Origin of the sequence: Marinobacter sp. R17 (assembly GCF_003789045.1) — a bacterium.
Classification (GTDB): domain Bacteria; phylum Pseudomonadota; class Gammaproteobacteria; order Pseudomonadales; family Oleiphilaceae; genus Marinobacter_A; species Marinobacter_A mangrovi.
Window position 1 is genome coordinate 1 of the sequence record NZ_RHGZ01000041.1, and the last position, 19,574, is coordinate 19,574.

Below are 19,574 nucleotides of genomic sequence, written 5' to 3' on the forward strand. Positions count from 1 at the left end.
CGGCCAGGGCGACTTTGGATTTGAATGATGCGCTGTATTGCTTGCGTTTCTTGCTCATGATTCTCCTCCTTGTGGAGATGATGAATCAGAGCTTAGGCACCTGTCCAAATTTCGGGGTCCACTTCACTGAAAGCTTTACCGATTACCTCGCTCATCCAGCTCTTCACGAATAACGAATACCTCTTCCGGTGCATCAATCCGAACCTGGACTTGACGACTTTTCAATCGTTTAGCGCCTTCAACTACTGCAGGACGCTTCCGGCGCTCAAACTGGATCGTCACGTCAGCCCCAATGTGGAGCTTTTCCATTTCGTCGAGCGTCAATATAAGCACTTCCAGGCCCCCAAACGGCGGTTTCATATATAGCCGCCTTCACGGCCTGTCATCACAATCCAATCAGAGCTGAGTCAGGCAGTTTACTAGGCGCGTAACACATGTTTAGCAGTCTCAGCTGCCTGATTTGTAGGAAATATCGTACGCGAGATATCTCTCCGGTGCATGTATGCCCTGACGGGCCCAACATTCTTCTACTATGGATACTCAGAGTCTAAAGTTACCCGAGCGCATGCCGATACTCTGCATATGGCACAAGGAGACCACAAGGATGAAAATAGATTCACTCACTTCAGTGCAAGGACAGCAAAAGCTCTTTGATAATGGCAATGCTCGCGTCACGAAGGTCGACGGCCAAGGAGAGCAACCACAGCCTCAGCAAATTGCGTCAACGATTTATCATAAAGATGACCCCGTCTTGCCGGCGAATTATGGCACCTATGACATAAAAGCCGTCATCAATGAGAACGTTGAAGATCCTGAAACGATGAACGCGCGTTACAACCGAGTGCAGGAGCTCTTCGGCTTCGGAATTGCGGAACGCTCGGTCGACTTGGAACTGGGATATTTATCCGGCGTTGAAAGCCTGTCACAGGGGCTCCGAGATAAAGACTGGGGATTCTCCATCCAAGATGGAGAGCTTCAAGTTATCGAAGGCTCCGATAGCCTGAGCGACGAAGAACGCTCGCAGATAACCGATGCTCTCAAAGGTGCCGGTGTCGAATATGCTGCTCAGTCCGTGGCGAATGCGGTCATTGAAATGATTGAAACTGAGCGCAGCCCCAACGGCTTGAGTCGCAGCATTGGTCGTTTTGACGTCAATCAGTCTAATTTTGCGGACGTCGTGGATTTGCGATCATTCATGGAGGACTATCAAGTCGGGGGCAAGTATGGGAAAGGGATCGTGAATCCGAATGACATACAAGCACGCTATTTTGGCGCCGGTACTGGAATCATGGATCAGGTGGCCGCTAAAGCGGATGAAACCTTCCTCTATAAAGGTCGTTAGTTAAACTGCTGTGAAATTGGGCCCGGGATACCGGGCCCATTCATGCCTTACTGAAGCGTTTGCTTACAAATGTGTCCAATCCGAACGTTGGGGTAATTGTCGCCACCGACACCTACTTCGAGAGGATCCGCATAATCGACCTTCATATCCCAAAATCCTTCATCAAACTCTGTCTTCCAAGTGTTTCCCCCACTCACATGCGTAACCTGATGGTTACCGTCACAATCCGGAAGCGCCACCGTTCCTGATGCAATCCCGGTGATGCCACTAACAGCGGTATCCATCGTCACTGGAATATCCTCGGTGTAGTATCGAAACCTCACCACAGCACCTGGAACGGGGTTACCCAGAGAATCGAGCACTCGAAGACGCCAGTTCATCTCGTTATGCACCTGAGTGGTCAGATAGGGGCTCCAGTCGTTGAGGCCGAGTCTGACGATATTTTCCGTAGTATCAGCATCGGCCATATCAGAAGAAGCGACCTTGGTGCCTGCAATAAGCTGATAAGAGTGCGCAGGGTTTAGCGTTGCGCTTGAGTTCGGATACACCCGGATATGCAAGGTGAACGGCGCGGGCAAGCCCGAGATGTTGTACGTCTGGTTTGGGGAAAAGCTCAACCATGAGGTGCCGCTAAAATACTCCGCAACCCACTCTCCTTGGCCAAAATCATCATTCAAGCGCAACAGTACGTCTTGGCCATTTGTCGCCTCATAATGGAAGTAGTCCACGTCTTGTGCACTGTCCATATTGCCTTCAACGATAGACTGCCCTTCCGGTAATGTCGTGGAGAGCCCTACCGTATCATTGAGCTCATTTGCATCAGCATTGGTGTTCACGATCGAGCCAAATTGAAAAGCGCTCCCGTCCGATGCGTTGGCCTCCATATACCAGTAATAGTCACCTGGTTCAGTTAGAGCCAGAACACCTTCGTCTGCGTTACCGGCCTGATCTGATGTGCCCAAAACTGTGAGTGAATCGTCAGCTTCATGACGCAGCAGCGACAACGCGAAATCGGTATCGGCACTCTGTCCTCTCAGATAAATTGTCGTCTTCGCACGTTGGGTTATCTGAAAGTGATAGCAGTAAGTGCCGCCGGTTTCCGTTCCGTTCAAATTGTAAGAGGTGCCGGTCGACAGAGTCGTACACAGTGGTGTGATGCTACTTGCTTCGGTCACTAAGGCTGTCGGCAGCGAATGCTCTTGTGTAGACGCAGATGCCGAAACCGGAGCGGGTTCGACGTCATTTACAGAATCAACAGGGATAGCCTCAAAGTTGTAGTAGCTTTTTTCGAGCTCTACAGGTTCGGGGGACTTCTCTAATTCCGCCTTACTAAAGGAGCTTGGCGCTACCGATAAAGGCACAGAGGTAGTTGCGAAAAGGGACGGTGACGCCAGCACGCTGGCCACTAACCAAGATACCGTTCTCAGTTTTACTTTTTGCACAGTTTTCTCCTTGTACGATGTTGCCGCACCAATCCTGGATGCGATCGCACAAAGAATAGTAGGACTCTAACGATACTGTGCAAAAAAACGTTTCGCATTGTAGGCCAAGCGTAACAAAGCATTCGGCATGCTTCAGAGCTCGCGGTAAGCGTCATGAAGAAACGTACCTAGGCACGCAATTTCATATCGACTGCTCACCTTTACACTTCTTATCCTTTGCTACCCGCACGAACCTCTCCAAGTGGGTTCTGTTGTTCAGAGACAGTCGATTCAGAACCTCCAGGTTTCCGCGCAGCTTTCTGATGGCTCTCTGAATGCCCTTGAATTGTTTGTGGCTTGATTCATTCCGCATGTTTAGATGAACAGCTTGGAGAAGGCGCGTCAGTGATCCTATCGATTCTCAAGAAACATCGAGCTGGCAATGGCGTCAGCTCAGGCGTCGTTGATTGGGCCTCCGGTTGAGGCAGAGGGGTGCCGTTTAGTGGGAGAAGCCCCATCAAACGTGGCTATAGATGCAAAACAACGGACCCGGGCCTAGAATTCGGCCCTTTCTGTCATACTTCAATTCGACCGAAATTATAGGGTCGGGCAAAGCTCTCTTCTGCTCTAGCAACAATTTGGTCCATCATCGCTTGTCCCCCAGTATAGAAAAGACCGGCAGCGTCAGAGGGGTCCACCCTGTGCTGACCGTACCGCCCTCCAAGAGCATGAGATTGGAGATATAGCCTGAGATCTACGACATCGCCGAAGTTCCCATCAGAAACATCATAGCGACCAATGCCGTTACTTACACCGGCAGGCCCTCGATCCAACTCAATAGCCTCGATGACGGTACTGGATACCCTTTCAGCACCGTATTTTACTCCGGTCGAAAGTAAAGCTTCACGAATGGAATCCATTTCCTGCTCGGATAAAGTTTCTGAGCCGGCGATAACTTTCAGCTCGCCTCCCGAAATCGAAAAACCCCATCCTTTTTCAGCCAAGTGGGGCGACAAACTCTCCAACGCTGCTTCGTAGGAGTATTTTAGATCTGCTGAAGCATTGCCCAAGTCGTTAGACATCAGCCTAACAACGCTTGAGAGGCGCGCGCTGGCTTCTTCGTTGGTTTCGGTTGATGCCTTGTACACATTTGTAACGACGCCTCCCGCATCGGGTGGTGACGACTCAAGGCCATGATAGACCACCGCTGGGCATTCGTTGTTATTGGCACTTGTTTGAATCGGCGATTCGCGAATTATTCTTGCGCCGCCATTCGAGTACACATCCTGTGTACTTGCCGATCGCAGCAAATGATTGACGTTCATTCTTTGAGCTACCTATGCAGAGTCACGAAGCAACAACGTGAGATTAATCCAGCCGACGCTTCTCCTTGGATGCGTAGGTATGGAAATCGCCGTGTTGTAGACGCGGCTTACCAGCCTGAGTCTTCAGCTCCTCTCCCATGCGCCTGAGCATCTCCCGATTGTCCTCGGTTTGACGTTTACCAAGTCTCCTCAAACGATAGTTGAGCTCATGATCTTGTGAAAAGTTCACGTAGTCTTGATCACTCATTCCCATGGGGCTCTCCTTTCCCATCCAGTAAATGCTCAACGACAATGAAAACATAGCAGCGAGAGAGCGGTTTTCAAGATTAGCTATGCGCCCACCTGCTAGATCGGAATGGGACGTCAGACGCCCTATCCCAAGAGGCGCTAAAGCAGCTGAGACTTTTGACCTAAGAAGGCTCATTCCGAGCAAGTATCACGGTACTTCAAAGCAAGAAGTGCAACTGGCTCTCAATCATAATTCCATCATCAAACGAGATGGCAGACGCAGAGCGCCGCGTTTGTCCGGACGCTGTCATAACTCTCAGGACCTGGTGCTGCTGTAGCTGGAATAGCGCGCTTTTGTACTGAGCCAGTGTAGCCGGAGAGGTATTGCAGGTTTTGAACACGAGATCTTGGACAGTGAACGATTGAGATCTCTCAATAAATTCGGGGATGTCTCTCATCAATGCATCAAGCACGCGCTGATCAGCGTTATCGTCAAAGTAAAAATCGAAGGTCTGCTGATCCGCTACGGCCTCGAAGGTCGGATCATACCCCAGCATCATACTCAGCCCCTGTCCACCATGGTGGACAAATGAATTCTGGCTCTGCCAATGCGTCATGAGCATCTCATTGCGAGCAGTAGGGTGAGAGGACAAGTGAATCAACCAATAAGCGCGGTTGCTTGAGCGAGACATAATGAAGAACGGCGTATAGAACGAAGCGCCGCACTGGCTTTGTATTTCCTGGTAGAGTAACTGCTCGATGAGCAGCCGGCTCTGTTTGACCTCTATAGCATTTTGGAGGTCCGGGTGCTTCAAGATGCCCTCCATATTGCATTTCTCAAGCCGTTTTACGCAGGCGGCATCCCCGGATAAGTGATTAATCAGGCTGTCCGTGGAGAACGTAAGCAGAACTTCTGTTCCACTTGGGAACATCTCAAATATCTTTCTGATCGTAGCTGGAGGCACATCTTTATACCCATACTGATCCAGTATGAATATATTCCTGGGCTTGCGACTTCTTGATTGAATATCTTTGGCTATCGAGGGTAACGCTTGCAAGAAATCGTTATGCAGCACATGAACATTGGGCTGCTGATCAAACTCATCTTCGGTAAGAGCAAGTTCCAGATGGTTGACCGCCCCCTTATCAATCTCAACAAAGTAGTAGTGCGCATCGATTGAAAACGGCTTGAGTCTGGAAACGTTTACTTTCGCCTCGGCTTCCTTCATCGTGCGCAGAAGCAATATGGGCGATCCTGCCAAGATATCGGAGCTGTCCAGAGACCGATATCGGCCACCTCCCGCAAACCCGTCAATCAAATTGATTCGAAATCTGTCCACCATTGGGTTCTTTGTAAAAACGCCAATGTAGCGACTCAAATACTCGCAAATTATTTCGTGCTTTACAGAACTGTGTCGATCAAGATGAGGCGGGTTTGAAAGATCACTCCAGTCATAGCCATTCTTGGCAGGCATAAAGATCCTTCTCTAGAAACTGATTCAGTGAAACTTAACATCATAGCTTCACTCAGGACCATCTACAGATTCACGGCAGCTATTCGTGGCATTTCGTCCCACACGCGCCCCTGAAACTCACGACCATTGGCCTTCTTGTTTCGTTTCTTTCCATCGGCTCCCCAAGTACCCCACTGCTTGAAGAAAAACGCCACGTTCTGTTCCTCGCATTGCACCTGAATCCGGTTTACCCATTCCTCCCTCAGCGGTCTCGCTTTGCGGCCAGACTCACCTCCGACAATTACCCAATGAATATTCGTCAGGTCTAGCTTTCCTACATCTTCGAGCAGCGGCTCAACAGACAAGAAACGGACGGTCGCTGGCACCCGGCGGATTAAATCGATTCGAGGTACACCGTATTTCCGATCCTCCACAGAAACGCCCAGCCAGGCGTTCTTCGGCGCGCTTCTTCCCTCAAAGTAATCAGCCATTCGCTGAGCCCGCTTAGTAAGGATCTGATAAGTATGCTGAGGCGTACGGGAGATAACATCGAAAACTCGATCTAGGAACTGATCAGGAACTGCTTCGTGGAACAGGTCACTCATTGAATTAACGAAGTATTTTGTCGGCTTCTTCCGCCGAAGAGGCTGCTCCAACCGCTCTGTTAGTAGAGACAGCTCAAAGCCGTTTTCATATCCGGGAGTTCCCATCGCCTGTAAGCGCTTAGCCATCTCTTCTGCATAGCAGTTCTTACAGCCCGGCGATACCTTGGTGCATCCGGTCATTGGATTCCACGTGTGTTCAGTCCATTCAATGGAGCTCCTGTTGCTCATGATCGCCTCCGTATGTGAAATCTACTGTATAGAAAACCAGATAGCAGTGCCCATAACAAAATACTACCATATTCGCTTATTCTAGATAACGCGAATATTTGAATAAATGCACGAAGAACTTTCCATATCCCTAAGGCGTTTCATGGATGCCAATGCCATGACTCAGCTCCAGGCCGCTAAAGAGCTAAAGACAAACCAAGCTCTTGTTAGCCGTATACTCAGCCGCCGCTGGAAAAGGAAAAGTGCACAAATCCAGAAGATTGCGGACTCCCTTGGCGTGACAGCCTCAATTGATCCTCGAACTAGTCCGGAGTTGATGCAAGCGCTCGCAGAGGTCTGGAATGGCGACGAGGAAGATGCGCGGGCTTTGGCCCAGTGCATCCGCGCCATTGGTGAGGCTCGGAAAACGTCGTCCTTCTAGTCCCTGGGTTCGGCATCAATCATCAGTCGAATATCATCTCGATAAGTGAAGCGCTTCTTACGCTTATGTGCATCTTCGGGATGAATAGTGAGCCGCTCGTCCTTTTCAAGGACTTTTAGCGCGTTCTTTTTGAACTGGGATGAGTGGTAGTCTGTCCGATCGGAGCCAACAAACTCGGCGATCCGCCTCGGTGTCACCCACCGTCCGGAAAACTGTTCGACGATCGCGTCGATTAATGGGCCATAGTCAGGTGATGCGAGATCCAATTCGTTATTTGCCATGCCTCGAAAGACAAAATCTCCGCCAGGGGCAATATTCCATATAGCGGATTTCATTTTGTCAGTACCCATCCAGGACTGGGTCGCGAAGAAGATACTGTAAACGTGGCGATTCCCTTTGAAGAGCTCAAAATGAATTGCATTCGTAGCCCGAGACTCCTTCAACTTCGATTTGTAGACCTGGTACAAGAACTCCTTCTTCTCATGCTTGTCCTCAATCGCCTTCGCTTGTACCCACTCGTTTCCGCCAAAAAGCTCGTTCAAATGGGGCTCAAATTCAGGAGAACCCAAAAACCGGTTGATGTACTCATACATTACCGAAACATATACTTCAGCCTTCGGGTTTTTAAGAATGCGGTGGACAATAGACATTGGGGTATCTGATACCCCAAATGGATCGATCATAGCGAAGCAAGGTGCTAGCTTCTTATTTTGCTCTTCGATGTAATCTAGAAGGTGGGTCATCGCAGCGTCGAACTTGCTTTCAGAGAAATGCACCTTAAAATTTGACGGCAAGTTCGGATATCTTTCTTCAATCAATGATTTAAGATGGTCCAATCTCTTTTTATCATTCTCGATAAAAAAGAAGACGATTTCTTGTTCCCGCACTGCTTGGTGCTGATGATTCAACGCCGCGTCAAGCGCGATAAGCGGAGAACCGATGTAGCCGTTGTTATATTCGCCAGGACCGGCAAACCCATCGATGAAGAGAAGACGACCATTGTACTTGGATAGGATGGGAAACCATGCATTGATGTAGCTCTTCAGAACAAGGTGTTTCCCGAGAGAATGCTCGTTAAGCTCCCACAAAGTTTCTTGCCGCTTAGCCAAAACCGCTCCTTATAATGTTTGTCATCCCGTACTACCTCGGACTATAGCAAAAACATACACACTGAAAATATCCGCGTATGCGTGGTATATCCGAATAACGGAACCAAGCCCATCAATTAAATCTATTAAAGAGAATGACTACCATCGCTCCCAGTACAATTTTTTGTCCGTTGCGTGCCTTTCTGTTTTTGCTTGCCATATCAGGCTTTCCCAATACGGGGACCGCAAGCCCGTCAAACCTTGTAAAACAGTCGACTTCAGGGATCTGCCATACGAAACAAAGCCCTTACTACGGGCGCATAAAGCATTACAAGGGTTTCGAATCGCTTTCATCCTGCATTGAGAACGGAGGCCGGCTTACCCAATACCGCAGAGTAAACACTGCACGCAGCTCTCGGTCGTCCGTGGAGAGCGACGGATCAGGGTACCAGCGAGCCGCTTTTGGAAGCGGATGGGACGATGCAGACGGAGATTGTCAGGACAGTCGCACCGAAGCTTTAATACACGCCTCAATAACCTCTGTTCGATTCGCAACAGAAAGACGGTGCCGAGTCGTTACCGGCCGTTGGATAAGCCCATTTACTGGGCAGGTTATTCAAAACTCATCCAACATCGATATTGATCATGTCGTCCCTCTAGCCTGGGCCTGGCGACATGGCGCTTCTCAATGGAGTAGCTTCGAGCGCCAGGAGTTTGCCAACGACACCTTTAACCTATGGCCTGTAGAAGCCTCATTGAACCGCAGCAAAGGGGCAAAAGGGCCCAATGACTGGCTTCCACCTGGGGGAAAGTGTCAATACGTGGCGCGCTTTGTCCGGATAGTCAGCAAATATTCCCTCCAATTCTCAACGCAGGAGCAGAATGGCTGGAACCGGCTACGAGCCAGCTGTCGACAATAAGCGGCGAGGACATGCCTCACGATTGAAAGCACTACTACAAGTTCATACCGTTGATTTTGTAGGAATGGGGCCATGCGTTTTGGTCAGTCGACCAGACATATGACTGAACAGTCGCCTACATAAGGAATGGTCTCGGTGGATAGTCGTACAGACCAATAGTCGCCTCCGTTTCGGACATGACATGAGAGGCCTTCATCTACCCCCATCAAGCTACAAAACCTTGGCTCGGGCTGGCCGTCATCTGGCCAGATTAAGAATGTACATAGCAGTGGTTGATTAGGAATCGCTAGACCTCCCATTCTCGAAACCGAATAGCCAGGAGAGCCATCAACTTCGCACGTTGCTTTGCTATCTGTGTGATGAAGAGAAAAATAGAAAGTGGCGGGTGTCCGAGCAGCCCCTCCATGAGCAATGGGGGCCAGCAGCAAAAGGAACCCGAAAAGCAATGTGGCAACAAGCTGAGGTTGCGCAATCAATGTCAGGTCCTCAGTCGATGGATTAGGCTACTTTTTAGCACGCCGAGCCAGCCAATCCGTTCGTGCCTGAAATTGCTCTTACTCATTAGCTTAGCCGTCAGCGTGTGAATGGTAATCACTGACGGAGTATAGCAATCAGCGTCGAACAACTGCGCCGCAACGATCGCCAAATGGATTCCTCGTGGCCCGACAACAGAGGCCATCAAAGTTGAGCGCAGCTCCTAATTTTGCAAACGACGCTTTTTGCGATTAAAGCCTAACGGAGTAGGATAAGGAGTTACTTCTGATCCTTTTCGGAGCTCACAGATGGAACTCAACCAAGACATGGCTTTGGTGATTGGCTTGGCCCCGGCAGTCGCGATTGGGCTGGTTTACTTGGTTCACTTGCTGAGGACCTAATTGCGGGAGGCGAACATCCGTCACTGCGACTAGGGCGTTATGAGTTCACGCTGGGAGAGCTGCATGCCTACAATGCTTGAAAAGATCGAAGCGTCTAATGCAGCGCGTTCGATGGACGACATCGACCGCCAATACAGAGAGCTTCATGCCTTTTTGAACCGGCCGCGTGAGGCGAGAGACATCCGAGCCCTGGGGGCTCGTAGCAAACGTCGGACAAGGACGAAAAACCAAGATTGAGAACATTAGGGGATTGGGTTAACCTTTTGCCGTGCGCTTCGGGACATGCTGGCATTCCGCCTCCCCCCGAGGACAAAGGACCAACCAGTTGCTCCACTACAAGTGGGCGCTGGTTTTTCTTTTTCTAGAGCCCCCAGCAAGTTATACAAATCACTGGCCACAGCCCCGAAGGCTATCACCCACCATCTTTTCAATGTAAGAGTTGATCAGTTCCCGAAAACTCCGCTCTTCCAACTACGGAATATCGAGCGGTACGGCGCATTCCTCTGTCGCATCTAAAATCCCCCCGCCGCTCATTGCCTAACAACTGCTGCCAAATGAGATTGATCAATTCAACTTGAGACACTAAGTTTTATCGGCCGACCAGACTCAACTGTCGGTCCACTCCCTTGTAAAGGCGCGGGGAAAACAAAAATTCTTTGCCGGTTTCGCGCAAGAAAGTTCAACTAAGATCCGGTCCCACGACACAGGTGCCAAAGACTTTTCGTACCAAGCAGCCTTCACAAGACAGCCAGAGTCGAGCCAGGGAATTTGTGTGGGTGAGCACTAACACTCTCCTGCTCAACGAAACGGAGGACTGATGAGACAGGACTTGGAACAACTGATTGCTGATGCCCGGTTTCATGATCTATTTCATAAAAACGGCCAGGCCAGCGCTATCCAGCTGTGGCTGCTGGAGTTTCGATACGAATCGGAGACTTCTATTCGATGGTTCTATGGCCGTGCACTGCAGGCAGATCATATTTCGAGTGAATGGAAGGGATCACTCAGGGGCAAGTTCACAACGCTGCCAAGCGGGAAACGTGTCCGCCTCCTCTCGTTTATCGCATATGTTTCCGCCGACTCCTTACGAAAGTTCACCGTCAGTCTAGTTGCCGGAAAGACATTGTTTGAGGCAAGTGTCGATGGCGTCATCCGAGTCGGCACCGACATCAGCGATGTATTTAAGGCGGTTGGCCTTGGCCCAGAGGTATGCATCCGCCCAACCATGCATTTACCAGCACGAGATTACTATCGTTCGATAAATCAGCGGCTGAGCCCACGAGATGACATTAGTTTTGACAGCAGCGCTGTATCGCCATTGGATAAAAGTGCGCTACTTCAGAAGTTCGAGGCAAAAGACCTCAGCAGCATTTTCCGAATGGCATGTAACCGTTTGGATGCCGAGACGGGCATGGCATTTACTTCCCAAGATTCTTGGCGCCTCGGGGACTTCGAGATTCTTTGTGCGCCAACGCTAAACCAGTCTGAGCGCGCTAAATATTGTTTGAGTGCGAAGAGTGAACATGCAGAGCTGGAAATTATCGAGCCCTTTACACATGAGCCGACCGAGTTACTCGTAGTTTTTAAAGCATTCAGTGACGGGGCCATTCAGTCTAGCCACGTCGCAACCGTGAAGAAGGATGCCTCCTTCCCAGCTACGGTCAAATTCAACGTGTGCTCATTCAAAGAAGAGCGAGCGACGGCGATGACTTTGGAGGTATTCGCCCGTCCAGACAACAGCGAAGAAGCATTCTTGTGCTTGCAAGTTGGGAATCTGTTCGTTCGCACTATCCATTCAAACATCAACGTACTGTCCAATACTCGGGTTGAAGGCAAGTTCGACTGGCTCAAAAAGCAAGTACCCAAACACGCCAGGAAGCAGCTTGATGCCGTTAACACGCTTCAACGTTCATCGACTGAATCAAACTCAGTGATTGGTGGGCATAAACGAGATCCGTGGGTCGGGATCAATCGCGATATTGCCTCGTCTTTAGGGTCGTTGTTGCCGCCCAGATCCACGGCACGCTTTTTCCCCAAGCTGTCCGACAGCAAGGGGATGAGTCGATTGGATTTAGTCGAATGGCTGCGCAAGGTATTTGCCGACCATAAGAAAGCCCAAATCGCATGGTTCGACCCTTTCATGGAAGATGTTGGCGTTGAACTTCTACATCGAATGGGAGCTTCTCAGGGCGATTACCTAATATTCACCTCTGAGAAGCAATCCAACAATGGTGAGGATTCTTGTACCGGTGAAGTTGCACGACAACAGCGCATCCAAAACCTACTCCAAAGATGCCAAGATTGGGGTCGCTCATCTTTTGGAAACGTGCGCTTGCGTGTAATTACGCTGCCCCACGAAAAGCTTCATGATCGAATGATTTTGATTCGTTCGCCGAGTGGACTACCCACGGCTGGCTATCAGCTATCCAACTCCATTCAGATGGCTAACGAGAATCACCCTTTGCTGGTAACGCCCATTCCTGCAGATATCTTGCCTGGGGTTCTCGACTACATGGATGGAATAGTGGAAGGCTCCGAACACCAGATTATTTTCGATTCAGACGTTAAGGATGGCGGTAAGCCTCAAACCGCGACCGACGATTTGAGCCCAATTGAAATGCAACACTCCGGTGATGTTCTCGCCTGGTGGATGGGTAGCAAAGAACTTAGGGGGCTTTCAGGACACAACCTGACTGAAGCATTGAAAGATTACGATTTGCTTGCGGGAACGCATATAAACGACGCTGAATTATGCGAGCCACCCAGCGATTTCTGGACCAAGGGCTTCGACCTCGAGCCGTTCCACGGCATGTGGGATGCTATGGGCATGTTTCTGGCGCATTCACGCTTTGGAGATGAGCTGACCATTCGAGGAGATGCCCATCTCGACTCAGCGTTTGAGCAACGTCTTGTGCAGCATCTCAATCCAGATAGAGAAGGTGGTCTCCCCGCTCGGAAAACCTCTGAGCCTCGTGTAGACCTAAACGTGTATTTCAACCAAAACTTGGAAGACCTTCTTAAACTGCAACAAGCTCCAGAACAAATTTTTTATTACTCTCCACCAACAGTCGGATATGGGGATTACTATGCCATCGCCATCTTGTGGCAAAAGGCACCAAATGCCCTAGCGTCCTGGCTCAGCAATCAAATCAAAGACTGGGTAAAGAATAACGGAGGAAGCCGTAACCTTCGGTCTCGCCGAGGAGCGCTAATAACTACTGCTCTTCGTTATATTTGCACTTATATTCACTTCGGCAAGACAAAACCTGGCATAGAGGCTTTGTTGGCAACCGACTGCCCGATCAACCAATGGATTGGTCTAAACGGAGTAAAAGTCGAGCTAATCCAAGGGAACCCCACAGAGAAAGCCTTAGCTCCGATTGAGAGCTTGCCCAATAGGGATCGGGTAATAGTCCTGTGCTGGCTAATTGGCAAGACAATAAGTGTTTGGCCGGATTGCCAGCAAAACCTGGTTGGTCGTCTCACTTCGTCGATATCAGAACCGATGAGCGATCAGTATTTACAGGACCTTACTAACCTAATCCGCGGGCCTCTAGGCACTCTATATCATCCGACTCCATGGATTTTTGAAACCCTGCTCGCACCGCTGATAGGTAAAAAAATCGTCAACCCTTACCAAGTTGCTAAGCTATGGTTGGAGGATCTCTTGACCCAGTGGAATTCCACGCTAAGTAGCGATAAACACCTGTCGTTCGTAACAGCAAGCGATGGCGAGTTCATCAACGAGCTCGCTATTGTGTTTGGATTCCTAACGGATGATGAACAAGTAGGGTTGCTCCCGAAAATCCAACAAATTTTCAAAAAGCTAGCTCGAACTATCCGTACCCCAATGTCCACCCAAGTAAACTTCCGGGCGAACCATCGTGCGCAGCAAGTGAATGCCTGGATCTATGCCTTGGCCAACCGTTTGAATACATTTGCGTGTCTCCCCGCGGCCGGACAGCTGACGCTATTAATGGAAAATTGCAGCAAACTTATGAGGCGTCAATCTCCAGATTACCGAACCACAATTGGGAGCGAAGACCTGTTTGAGTATGCATTCGATGATCCAAGACAGCTCCGCTCACACCCACTATGTAAGGCCCTCGAGAACGCTATCCAGAAATAGAGCACCGCTCGAGAGCTTTATGGCAATTGGTCGTTCCTTAATCGTGTCAGCGTGGACACGCCGCGCTGACGCCAGAACGCCTATCCAGCTATTAACACTGACTCCATAGCTTCAGCTACAGGGATCGAACTATTAAAGAACAGCGAGATCGTTATAATTCGTGCACCAAAAAACCGTTTCAATCAAACTTCTGGAAAATGCTCGCCAATAATGTTGACCATAGAAGTCGCCCAAGCTTCTAGATTTATACAAAACCTCGTAACCGCGGCCTGCGCCCCTACCTGACGTTTGGCTTGCTCTATAAGATCCTTGTCTGCTGGGTGATGCTTAATTCTGTGCGACGTATGGGTACTGAATAACACAGACGACCGATCGTGAATTTTCTTCTCTTTAAACTTGTCAGACTTTATCGCCAACCTTCTCTTAAAACAGGATATATACAAATACTCGTCTAAATCCTTCCTTTTCAACGGAATAAGATCATTTCGATACACTAAGCTGGTGGACTGACATTTATCGCCTGGGCGAAGCTCAAGTTCTAGCAGGTAGACGTGTGCATTTTCGTTCAATTTCACTTCCACTACCGCAACGCGCCGAGTTCTGCCTGACACCTGTTTCTTGTCCATCAGGTGCCAGCCTCGTTTTGGGCCAACCTTCTGAGGTAATGAAAGATAACGTTCTCCAAATTGAGCAAGAAAAGATGGAACGCCTACGGACCAACCTTGCTCCCTCGCTCGTCGAGCGAAATCTTCGATCATCTCTTCAAAAGGTTTTAGAGTGTCCGTAAAGTCATCGCTTAAATGCCGAAACGCTGTTAATCCAAGTTTACCCTCGCCATCAGCACCGTAATGGCCGTCACCGAATGTTCCCGCCTCGACACCGATCTCATTGGTTGCACGTCCCGTCTGTCTTTTTCCTATGGTGAGATTTGAACGCTTCTCAAATTTGGTTTTTAGCGCTCCGGATAGGCGTCCCCCCGGCTCGATAATTGCGAGACGTTTAATCCGGGCGTCTGCGGGCCCATCTATTACACTCAAATCGTCCACATCATCGGGATCAGGGTCCCCGATCTGCAACCCGTCTAACTCTGCTTCATCTTCTAGAGGCGGTGGAGAGCATAAGAAATCGTCACGGGTGAATCGAACGGTCTCTGGAAACTCATGGGAACAGTCGTGGATTTGCATGACATAGAGTCCCCAGACAGCGCGACTGCTGCCGGATGCTTCGGCCAACTTGAATCGCTTTCCTGAAAGCTCCAGAGACGTTTCATCACTAAAAGGGAACTCAACTTTCAGCGACAGATCCTTCGCCCCCTCTGCATTCTGGCTTTGATTGTTCAACTTGATCACCGAAAGATGCTGATGGACTCCCTGCAACTTTTTCCAAGCGAAACGGGACATCATGGCCCGAGCCAAAACAATCATTTCAAGCTTACTGAGCCGATAGTTCAGTTTTAAATTAGGTACGCCGTCTGAAACCTCGGAAGACTCCCAGTCCACATAGAAATTAGTTTCTCCTCGAACTACGGAAGATAAGAGTCTCGATGAAACTCCGTAGTACAGTCGCAGCATTTCAATGCATGGGATCACCAAATAATCCGTCATTTTGCTGTCAGAGACCGGGACCACGCAATGAATGTTCCTGCGAACATCATCAGCATTAGAACCGTATGGGAATTGATCAAGGGGGAGTGCGGTATCGAATTGACGACCGTCAAGAGCAACTGGTTCGTCCAACGAGACGTAATTTGCTAACCCGGCTCTCAGGCGAAAACGTGTTTTCTCTCGATAATGATATTTTGGGCTATCAGACGAGAAAACCATCCTGCCCTTATGCCATACACTGCCTATGCTGAAAGCCGCCAAAGCCGCAATCGGCATCGAAACGGCTATAGACTTGGAATTCCGATTCGGTCCTTCACTTTTTATGTATGGGTTGTACTCGAGAGGATTTCTAACCTGGGTCAGATGTAGGCTAGTTCTGTTTCCCAACTGACCAGCGTCACTAATAGGACCAATGCCATCAACACGCCAGTAACCATCATGCGCTCGTAAACTTTCGTAAACCTGTGCCTTTTTTGACATCACCACCGCCGATTCGCATATACCGACGGAAGAATCTCACTTTTCATCAGTCAGTTGCAAATAACTACGGAACTTACACCACCGCCCACCAGCGCCACGGCGGAAGCCGTGTGATGAGGAGCCCGATACGGTGGGCGTCGCCAGCTCTCCGGAGCCGGGGATTCCCCCGCCACCGAACGCACGCTGGCCACTTCGAGCGCGGCATTGTCATCCAGCGGCGGCAGGATACCGGGCATCCGGCTGGCCAGCATGCTCTTGCCGGTTCCCGGCGGGCCAAATAAAAGCAGATTGTGATTGCCGGCCGCGGCCACCTCCAGCGCCCGTTTGGGCACATGCTGGCCGCGCACATCCCGGAGGTCCGGGCAGCCGATATCCAGGTCCGGTTCCGGGCACCGCTCCAGGGGCGAGAGCGGCTGATCGCCGCACAGGTGGGCCACCACATCCATCAAATGGCCGGCGGCGAACACATCGTCCTCGGCCGCCAACGACGCCTCTTCGGCATTGCCCGCCGGGATCAACAGTTGGCGTCCTTCCTCCCTGGCCGCCATGACGGCAGGCAACACGCCGCGCACCGGCCGCAGGGCACCATCCAGGGCCAGTTCGCCCAGGCACTCCAGTTGCTGCAGGCGCTCGGACGGCACCTGCCCGGATGCGGCCAGGATGCCCAGCGCGATCGGCAGGTCAAAACGCCCACCCTCTTTGGGCAGGTCGGCCGGCGCCAGATTGATCGTGATACGGCGGGTGGGAAATTCGAAGCCCGCGTTCATCAGCGCACTGCGCACGCGATCCTTGCTTTCACGAACAGCGGTTTCCGGCAATCCGACGATCGACAGGGACGGCAGACCGTTGGAAAGATGGATCTCGACGGTGACGGACGGGGCGGACACGCCCAGGCGGGCGCGGGTGTGGACAATGGCAAGCATGACAACCTTCCATGGTGTTGACTGAGTGGGTTCGACGCGAGGCGCGACAGTGACGGCGTCCTGCCATCACTGCATGAGTCAGGCCTTTTCGCTGTTCAGTCGCTGTTCCAGTTCAGCAACCTGCTTCTCCAGCGCTTCGACCTTTTCCCGCGTGCGCAGAAGCACCGCCTGCTGGGCATCGAACTCCTCGCGGGTCACCAGATCCAGCCGTGCAAGGACGGACAGAACCGTGGCGCGGGCGTGCTGTTCAAAATCGTCCCGGGCGGCTTTGGCCATATCGGGGACGAACTGACCAACCTGCCCCTGCAGCTGTGCAAATAATTCCTGTGGTGTTTTCAAGATCGACCTCTGTGGCTCCCAAGGCATGGCCGTAAAAGTGTACCATAATCGTGGTGATACAAGGCCGGCCCCGCGCGCACCGAAATGGCGCACCAATCCGGTACGTTACGGATCAGTGCGCACCATAGTAAGGCAAGCGCGTGACCCAAATGAGGGCCAGGCTCAAGTAATTCACTGTTTTAAAGGGTAATTTTTGCGTTGGCACACCCGATGCTTAAAGCCTCGTACGCAATCCGCACACACTGTGTGCGAGGCGGCAGCATCCCGAGCTCAAACAAAAGGAGCCCCTGGAAGCCCGACGTGAGTCCGGTGTTTTCAGAGAATCCACCAAACGAAAAAGTTTGAGACGGCATTACCAAGGAGACAGCAATGAAACTTGTGACAGCGATCATCAAGCCTTTCAAGCTGGACGATGTCCGCGAGGCATTATCCGAGATTGGCGTTCAAGGCGTGACCGTCACTGAAGTCAAAGGCTTCGGGCGGCAGAAGGGGCACACCGAGCTCTACCGGGGTGCGGAATACGTGGTGGACTTCCTTCCCAAGGTCAAGGTGGAAGTAGCAATCGGCGACAACCTGCTCGACCAGGTCATCGAGTCGATCACCAAGGCAGCCAACACCGGCAAGATCGGCGACGGCAAGATCTTCGTGACCGAACTGGAGCAGGCCATCCGGATCCGGACCGGTGAGACCGGGGAAGAAGCCGTTTAAGGCTGACGGAATCCGATAACAACGCCAACGCAATTACCCCATTCATCCCTGAAGAGCCTTGTGCGGAGGGCTTCACATGGAAAACAATGTTTTCGAATTACAGTACGCTATAGATACGTTTTATTTTCTTGTCATGGGCGCATTCGTCATGTGGATGGCAGCAGGCTTCGCCATGCTGGAATCCGGACTGGTCCGTGCCAAGAACACCACTGAAATCCTGACCAAGAACGTCGCGCTCTACGCCGTGGCCTGCACCATGTACATGGTGTGCGGTTACGCCATCATGTATGGCGGCAACGTCTTCCTGTCCGGCATGGGCACCATCGACGTTCCCAACGTCCTGAACGACTTCGCGAACCGCGATGGCGGCTTCGACGGCGGCTCCATCTACTCCGGCGCTTCCGACTTCTTCTTCCAGGTGGTCTTCGTGGCGACTGCCATGTCCATCGTTTCCGGTGCCGTGGCCGAGCGTATGAAGCTCTGGACGTTCCTGATCTTCGCCGTCGTCATGACCGGCTTCATCTACCCGATGGAAGGTTCCTGGACCTGGGGCGGCGCGTCTGTCTTCGGCATGTACACTCTGGGCGACCTGGGCTTCAGTGACTTCGCCGGTTCCGGCATCGTTCACATGGCCGGTGCGGCCGCGGCCCTGGCCGGCGTCCTGCTGCTGGGTGCCCGTAAAGGCAAGTACGGCCCGAACGGCGAAATCCGCGCCTTCCCGGGTGCCAACCTGCCGATGGCTACACTGGGTACGTTCATCCTGTGGATGGGCTGGTTCGGCTTCAACGGCGGTTCGGTCCTGAAGCTGGGCGACATCGCCAGCGCCCACTCCGTGGCCATGGTCTTCCTGAACACCAACGCGGCGGCAGCCGGTGGCGGCATCGCGGCCCTGATCACCGCTCGCCTGATGTTCGGCAAGGCTGACCTGACCATGCTGCTGAACGGCGCCCTGGCTGGCCTGGTGGTTATCACCGCTGAGCCGTCCACTCCGAGCGCTCTGGCAGCCACCCTGTTCGGCGCCCTGGGCGGTGTCCTGGTGGTCTTCAGCATCGTCACTCTGGACAAGCTGCGCATCGACGATCCGGTCGGCGCCATCTCCGTCCACGGCGTTTGCGGTCTGCTGGGTTTGCTGCTGGTCCCGGCCACCAACGGCGACGTCAGCCTGAGCGGCCAGATCATCGGCGCCCTGACGATCTTCATCTGGGTCTTCGTGGTGAGCCTGATTGTCTGGGGCATCCTCAAGGCGGTCATGGGCCTGCGGGTTTCCGAGGAAGAAGAGTACGAGGGCGTGGATCTGTCCGAGTGCGGTATGGAAGCCTATCCGGAGTTCGTCAGCACCAAGTAAGCGACGCTTCGGTCCAAAGCAGAAAGGCGCCCCTCGGGAGGCTGTGTGACAACCCGTCACCAGCTCCAGGGGCGGCTCCAAGAAGAATGCCTCGGCTTTGCCGGGGCATTTTTCGTTGGGGGGCGGTTTTTGAGTTTTT

The 19,574-nt window shown here is 51.6% G+C and carries 15 protein-coding genes and 1 pseudogene; 6 read left to right on the forward strand and 10 right to left on the reverse strand.

Annotated elements, in window-relative coordinates:
- Positions 1 to 135 precede the first annotated feature (135 nt).
- The gene (locus EB809_RS19855; RefSeq protein WP_123636596.1) at positions 136 to 360 is read right to left on the reverse strand and encodes a hypothetical protein; all 225 of its coding nucleotides are present in this window, start codon (positions 358 to 360) and stop codon (positions 136 to 138) included.
- Between the two features lie 244 nt (positions 361 to 604).
- Here EB809_RS19855 and EB809_RS19860 point away from each other — a divergent pair, with 244 nt between their 5' ends.
- Positions 605 to 1,342 carry a hypothetical protein gene (locus EB809_RS19860; RefSeq protein ID WP_123636597.1) on the forward strand — a complete coding sequence of 246 codons (738 nt, stop codon included), beginning with the start codon at positions 605 to 607 and terminating at the stop codon, positions 1,340 to 1,342.
- Between the two features lie 47 nt (positions 1,343 to 1,389).
- Here EB809_RS19860 and EB809_RS19865 read toward each other — a convergent pair whose 3' ends face one another.
- From EB809_RS19865 to EB809_RS19885, 5 genes are all read right to left on the reverse strand, one after another.
- Positions 1,390 to 2,784, reverse strand: a complete 1,395-nt coding sequence (locus EB809_RS19865; protein ID WP_123636598.1) for a hypothetical protein — start codon at positions 2,782 to 2,784, stop codon at positions 1,390 to 1,392.
- Between the two features lie 554 nt (positions 2,785 to 3,338).
- Positions 3,339 to 4,088, reverse strand: coding sequence for a hypothetical protein (locus EB809_RS19870; RefSeq protein ID WP_123636599.1), 750 nt, complete (start codon positions 4,086 to 4,088; stop codon positions 3,339 to 3,341).
- A gap of 43 nt (positions 4,089 to 4,131) precedes the next feature.
- Positions 4,132 to 4,335 carry a hypothetical protein gene (locus EB809_RS19875; RefSeq protein ID WP_223808055.1) on the reverse strand — a complete coding sequence of 68 codons (204 nt, stop codon included), beginning with the start codon at positions 4,333 to 4,335 and terminating at the stop codon, positions 4,132 to 4,134.
- A 199-nt stretch (positions 4,336 to 4,534) separates the two neighbouring features.
- Entirely contained in the window at positions 4,535 to 5,791 is a 1,257-nt protein-coding gene (locus tag EB809_RS19880) for a three-Cys-motif partner protein TcmP (protein WP_123636601.1), read from the reverse strand.
- Between the two features lie 62 nt (positions 5,792 to 5,853).
- Positions 5,854 to 6,603 carry a DUF5131 family protein gene (locus tag EB809_RS19885; RefSeq protein WP_123636602.1) on the reverse strand — a complete coding sequence of 250 codons (750 nt, stop codon included), beginning with the start codon at positions 6,601 to 6,603 and terminating at the stop codon, positions 5,854 to 5,856.
- Positions 6,604 to 6,745: 142 nt separating this feature from the next.
- On the opposite strand from EB809_RS19885, the gene EB809_RS19890 reads away from it, so the two are divergent.
- Positions 6,746 to 7,024 (forward strand): hypothetical protein, encoded by a 279-nt coding sequence (locus tag EB809_RS19890; RefSeq protein ID WP_123636603.1) that lies wholly within the window; start codon positions 6,746 to 6,748, stop codon positions 7,022 to 7,024.
- On the opposite strand, the gene EB809_RS19895 is transcribed toward EB809_RS19890, so the two are convergent.
- Entirely contained in the window at positions 7,021 to 8,133 is a 1,113-nt protein-coding gene (locus EB809_RS19895; RefSeq protein ID WP_123636604.1) for a three-Cys-motif partner protein TcmP, read from the reverse strand. The two genes, EB809_RS19890 and EB809_RS19895, sit on opposite strands and share 4 nt — an antisense overlap.
- 134 nt (positions 8,134 to 8,267) lie before the next feature.
- Here EB809_RS19895 and EB809_RS19900 point away from each other — a divergent pair, with 134 nt between their 5' ends.
- Positions 8,268 to 9,032, forward strand: a complete 765-nt coding sequence (locus EB809_RS19900; protein ID WP_123636605.1) for an HNH endonuclease family protein — start codon at positions 8,268 to 8,270, stop codon at positions 9,030 to 9,032.
- A 1,704-nt stretch (positions 9,033 to 10,736) separates the two neighbouring features.
- Positions 10,737 to 14,036: a VPA1262 family protein gene (locus EB809_RS19905; RefSeq protein WP_123636606.1), complete on the forward strand. Its 3,300-nt coding sequence runs from the start codon at positions 10,737 to 10,739 to the stop codon at positions 14,034 to 14,036.
- 182 nt (positions 14,037 to 14,218) lie between these two features.
- On the opposite strand, the gene EB809_RS19910 is transcribed toward EB809_RS19905, so the two are convergent.
- The 3 genes and pseudogenes from EB809_RS19910 to EB809_RS19920 all read right to left on the reverse strand — a co-directional run bounded on the left by EB809_RS19910 (position 14,219) and on the right by EB809_RS19920 (position 17,382).
- The gene (locus EB809_RS19910; protein ID WP_123636607.1) at positions 14,219 to 16,120 is read right to left on the reverse strand and encodes a hypothetical protein; all 1,902 of its coding nucleotides are present in this window, start codon (positions 16,118 to 16,120) and stop codon (positions 14,219 to 14,221) included.
- Positions 16,121 to 16,197: 77 nt separating this feature from the next.
- Positions 16,198 to 17,043 (reverse strand): annotated as a pseudogene (locus EB809_RS19915) (YifB family Mg chelatase-like AAA ATPase); the annotation flags it as partial.
- A gap of 78 nt (positions 17,044 to 17,121) precedes the next feature.
- Positions 17,122 to 17,382, reverse strand: a complete 261-nt coding sequence (locus tag EB809_RS19920; protein ID WP_123636609.1) for an accessory factor UbiK family protein — start codon at positions 17,380 to 17,382, stop codon at positions 17,122 to 17,124.
- 369 nt (positions 17,383 to 17,751) lie between these two features.
- On the opposite strand from EB809_RS19920, the gene glnK reads away from it, so the two are divergent.
- Together glnK and EB809_RS19930 are read left to right on the forward strand one after the other, a co-directional pair.
- The gene (glnK, locus tag EB809_RS19925) at positions 17,752 to 18,090 is read left to right on the forward strand and encodes a P-II family nitrogen regulator (protein ID WP_004578958.1); all 339 of its coding nucleotides are present in this window, start codon (positions 17,752 to 17,754) and stop codon (positions 18,088 to 18,090) included.
- Positions 18,091 to 18,166: 76 nt separating this feature from the next.
- Entirely contained in the window at positions 18,167 to 19,435 is a 1,269-nt protein-coding gene (locus EB809_RS19930; RefSeq protein WP_123636610.1) for an ammonium transporter, read from the forward strand.
- Positions 19,436 to 19,574: the final 139 nt, after the last annotated feature.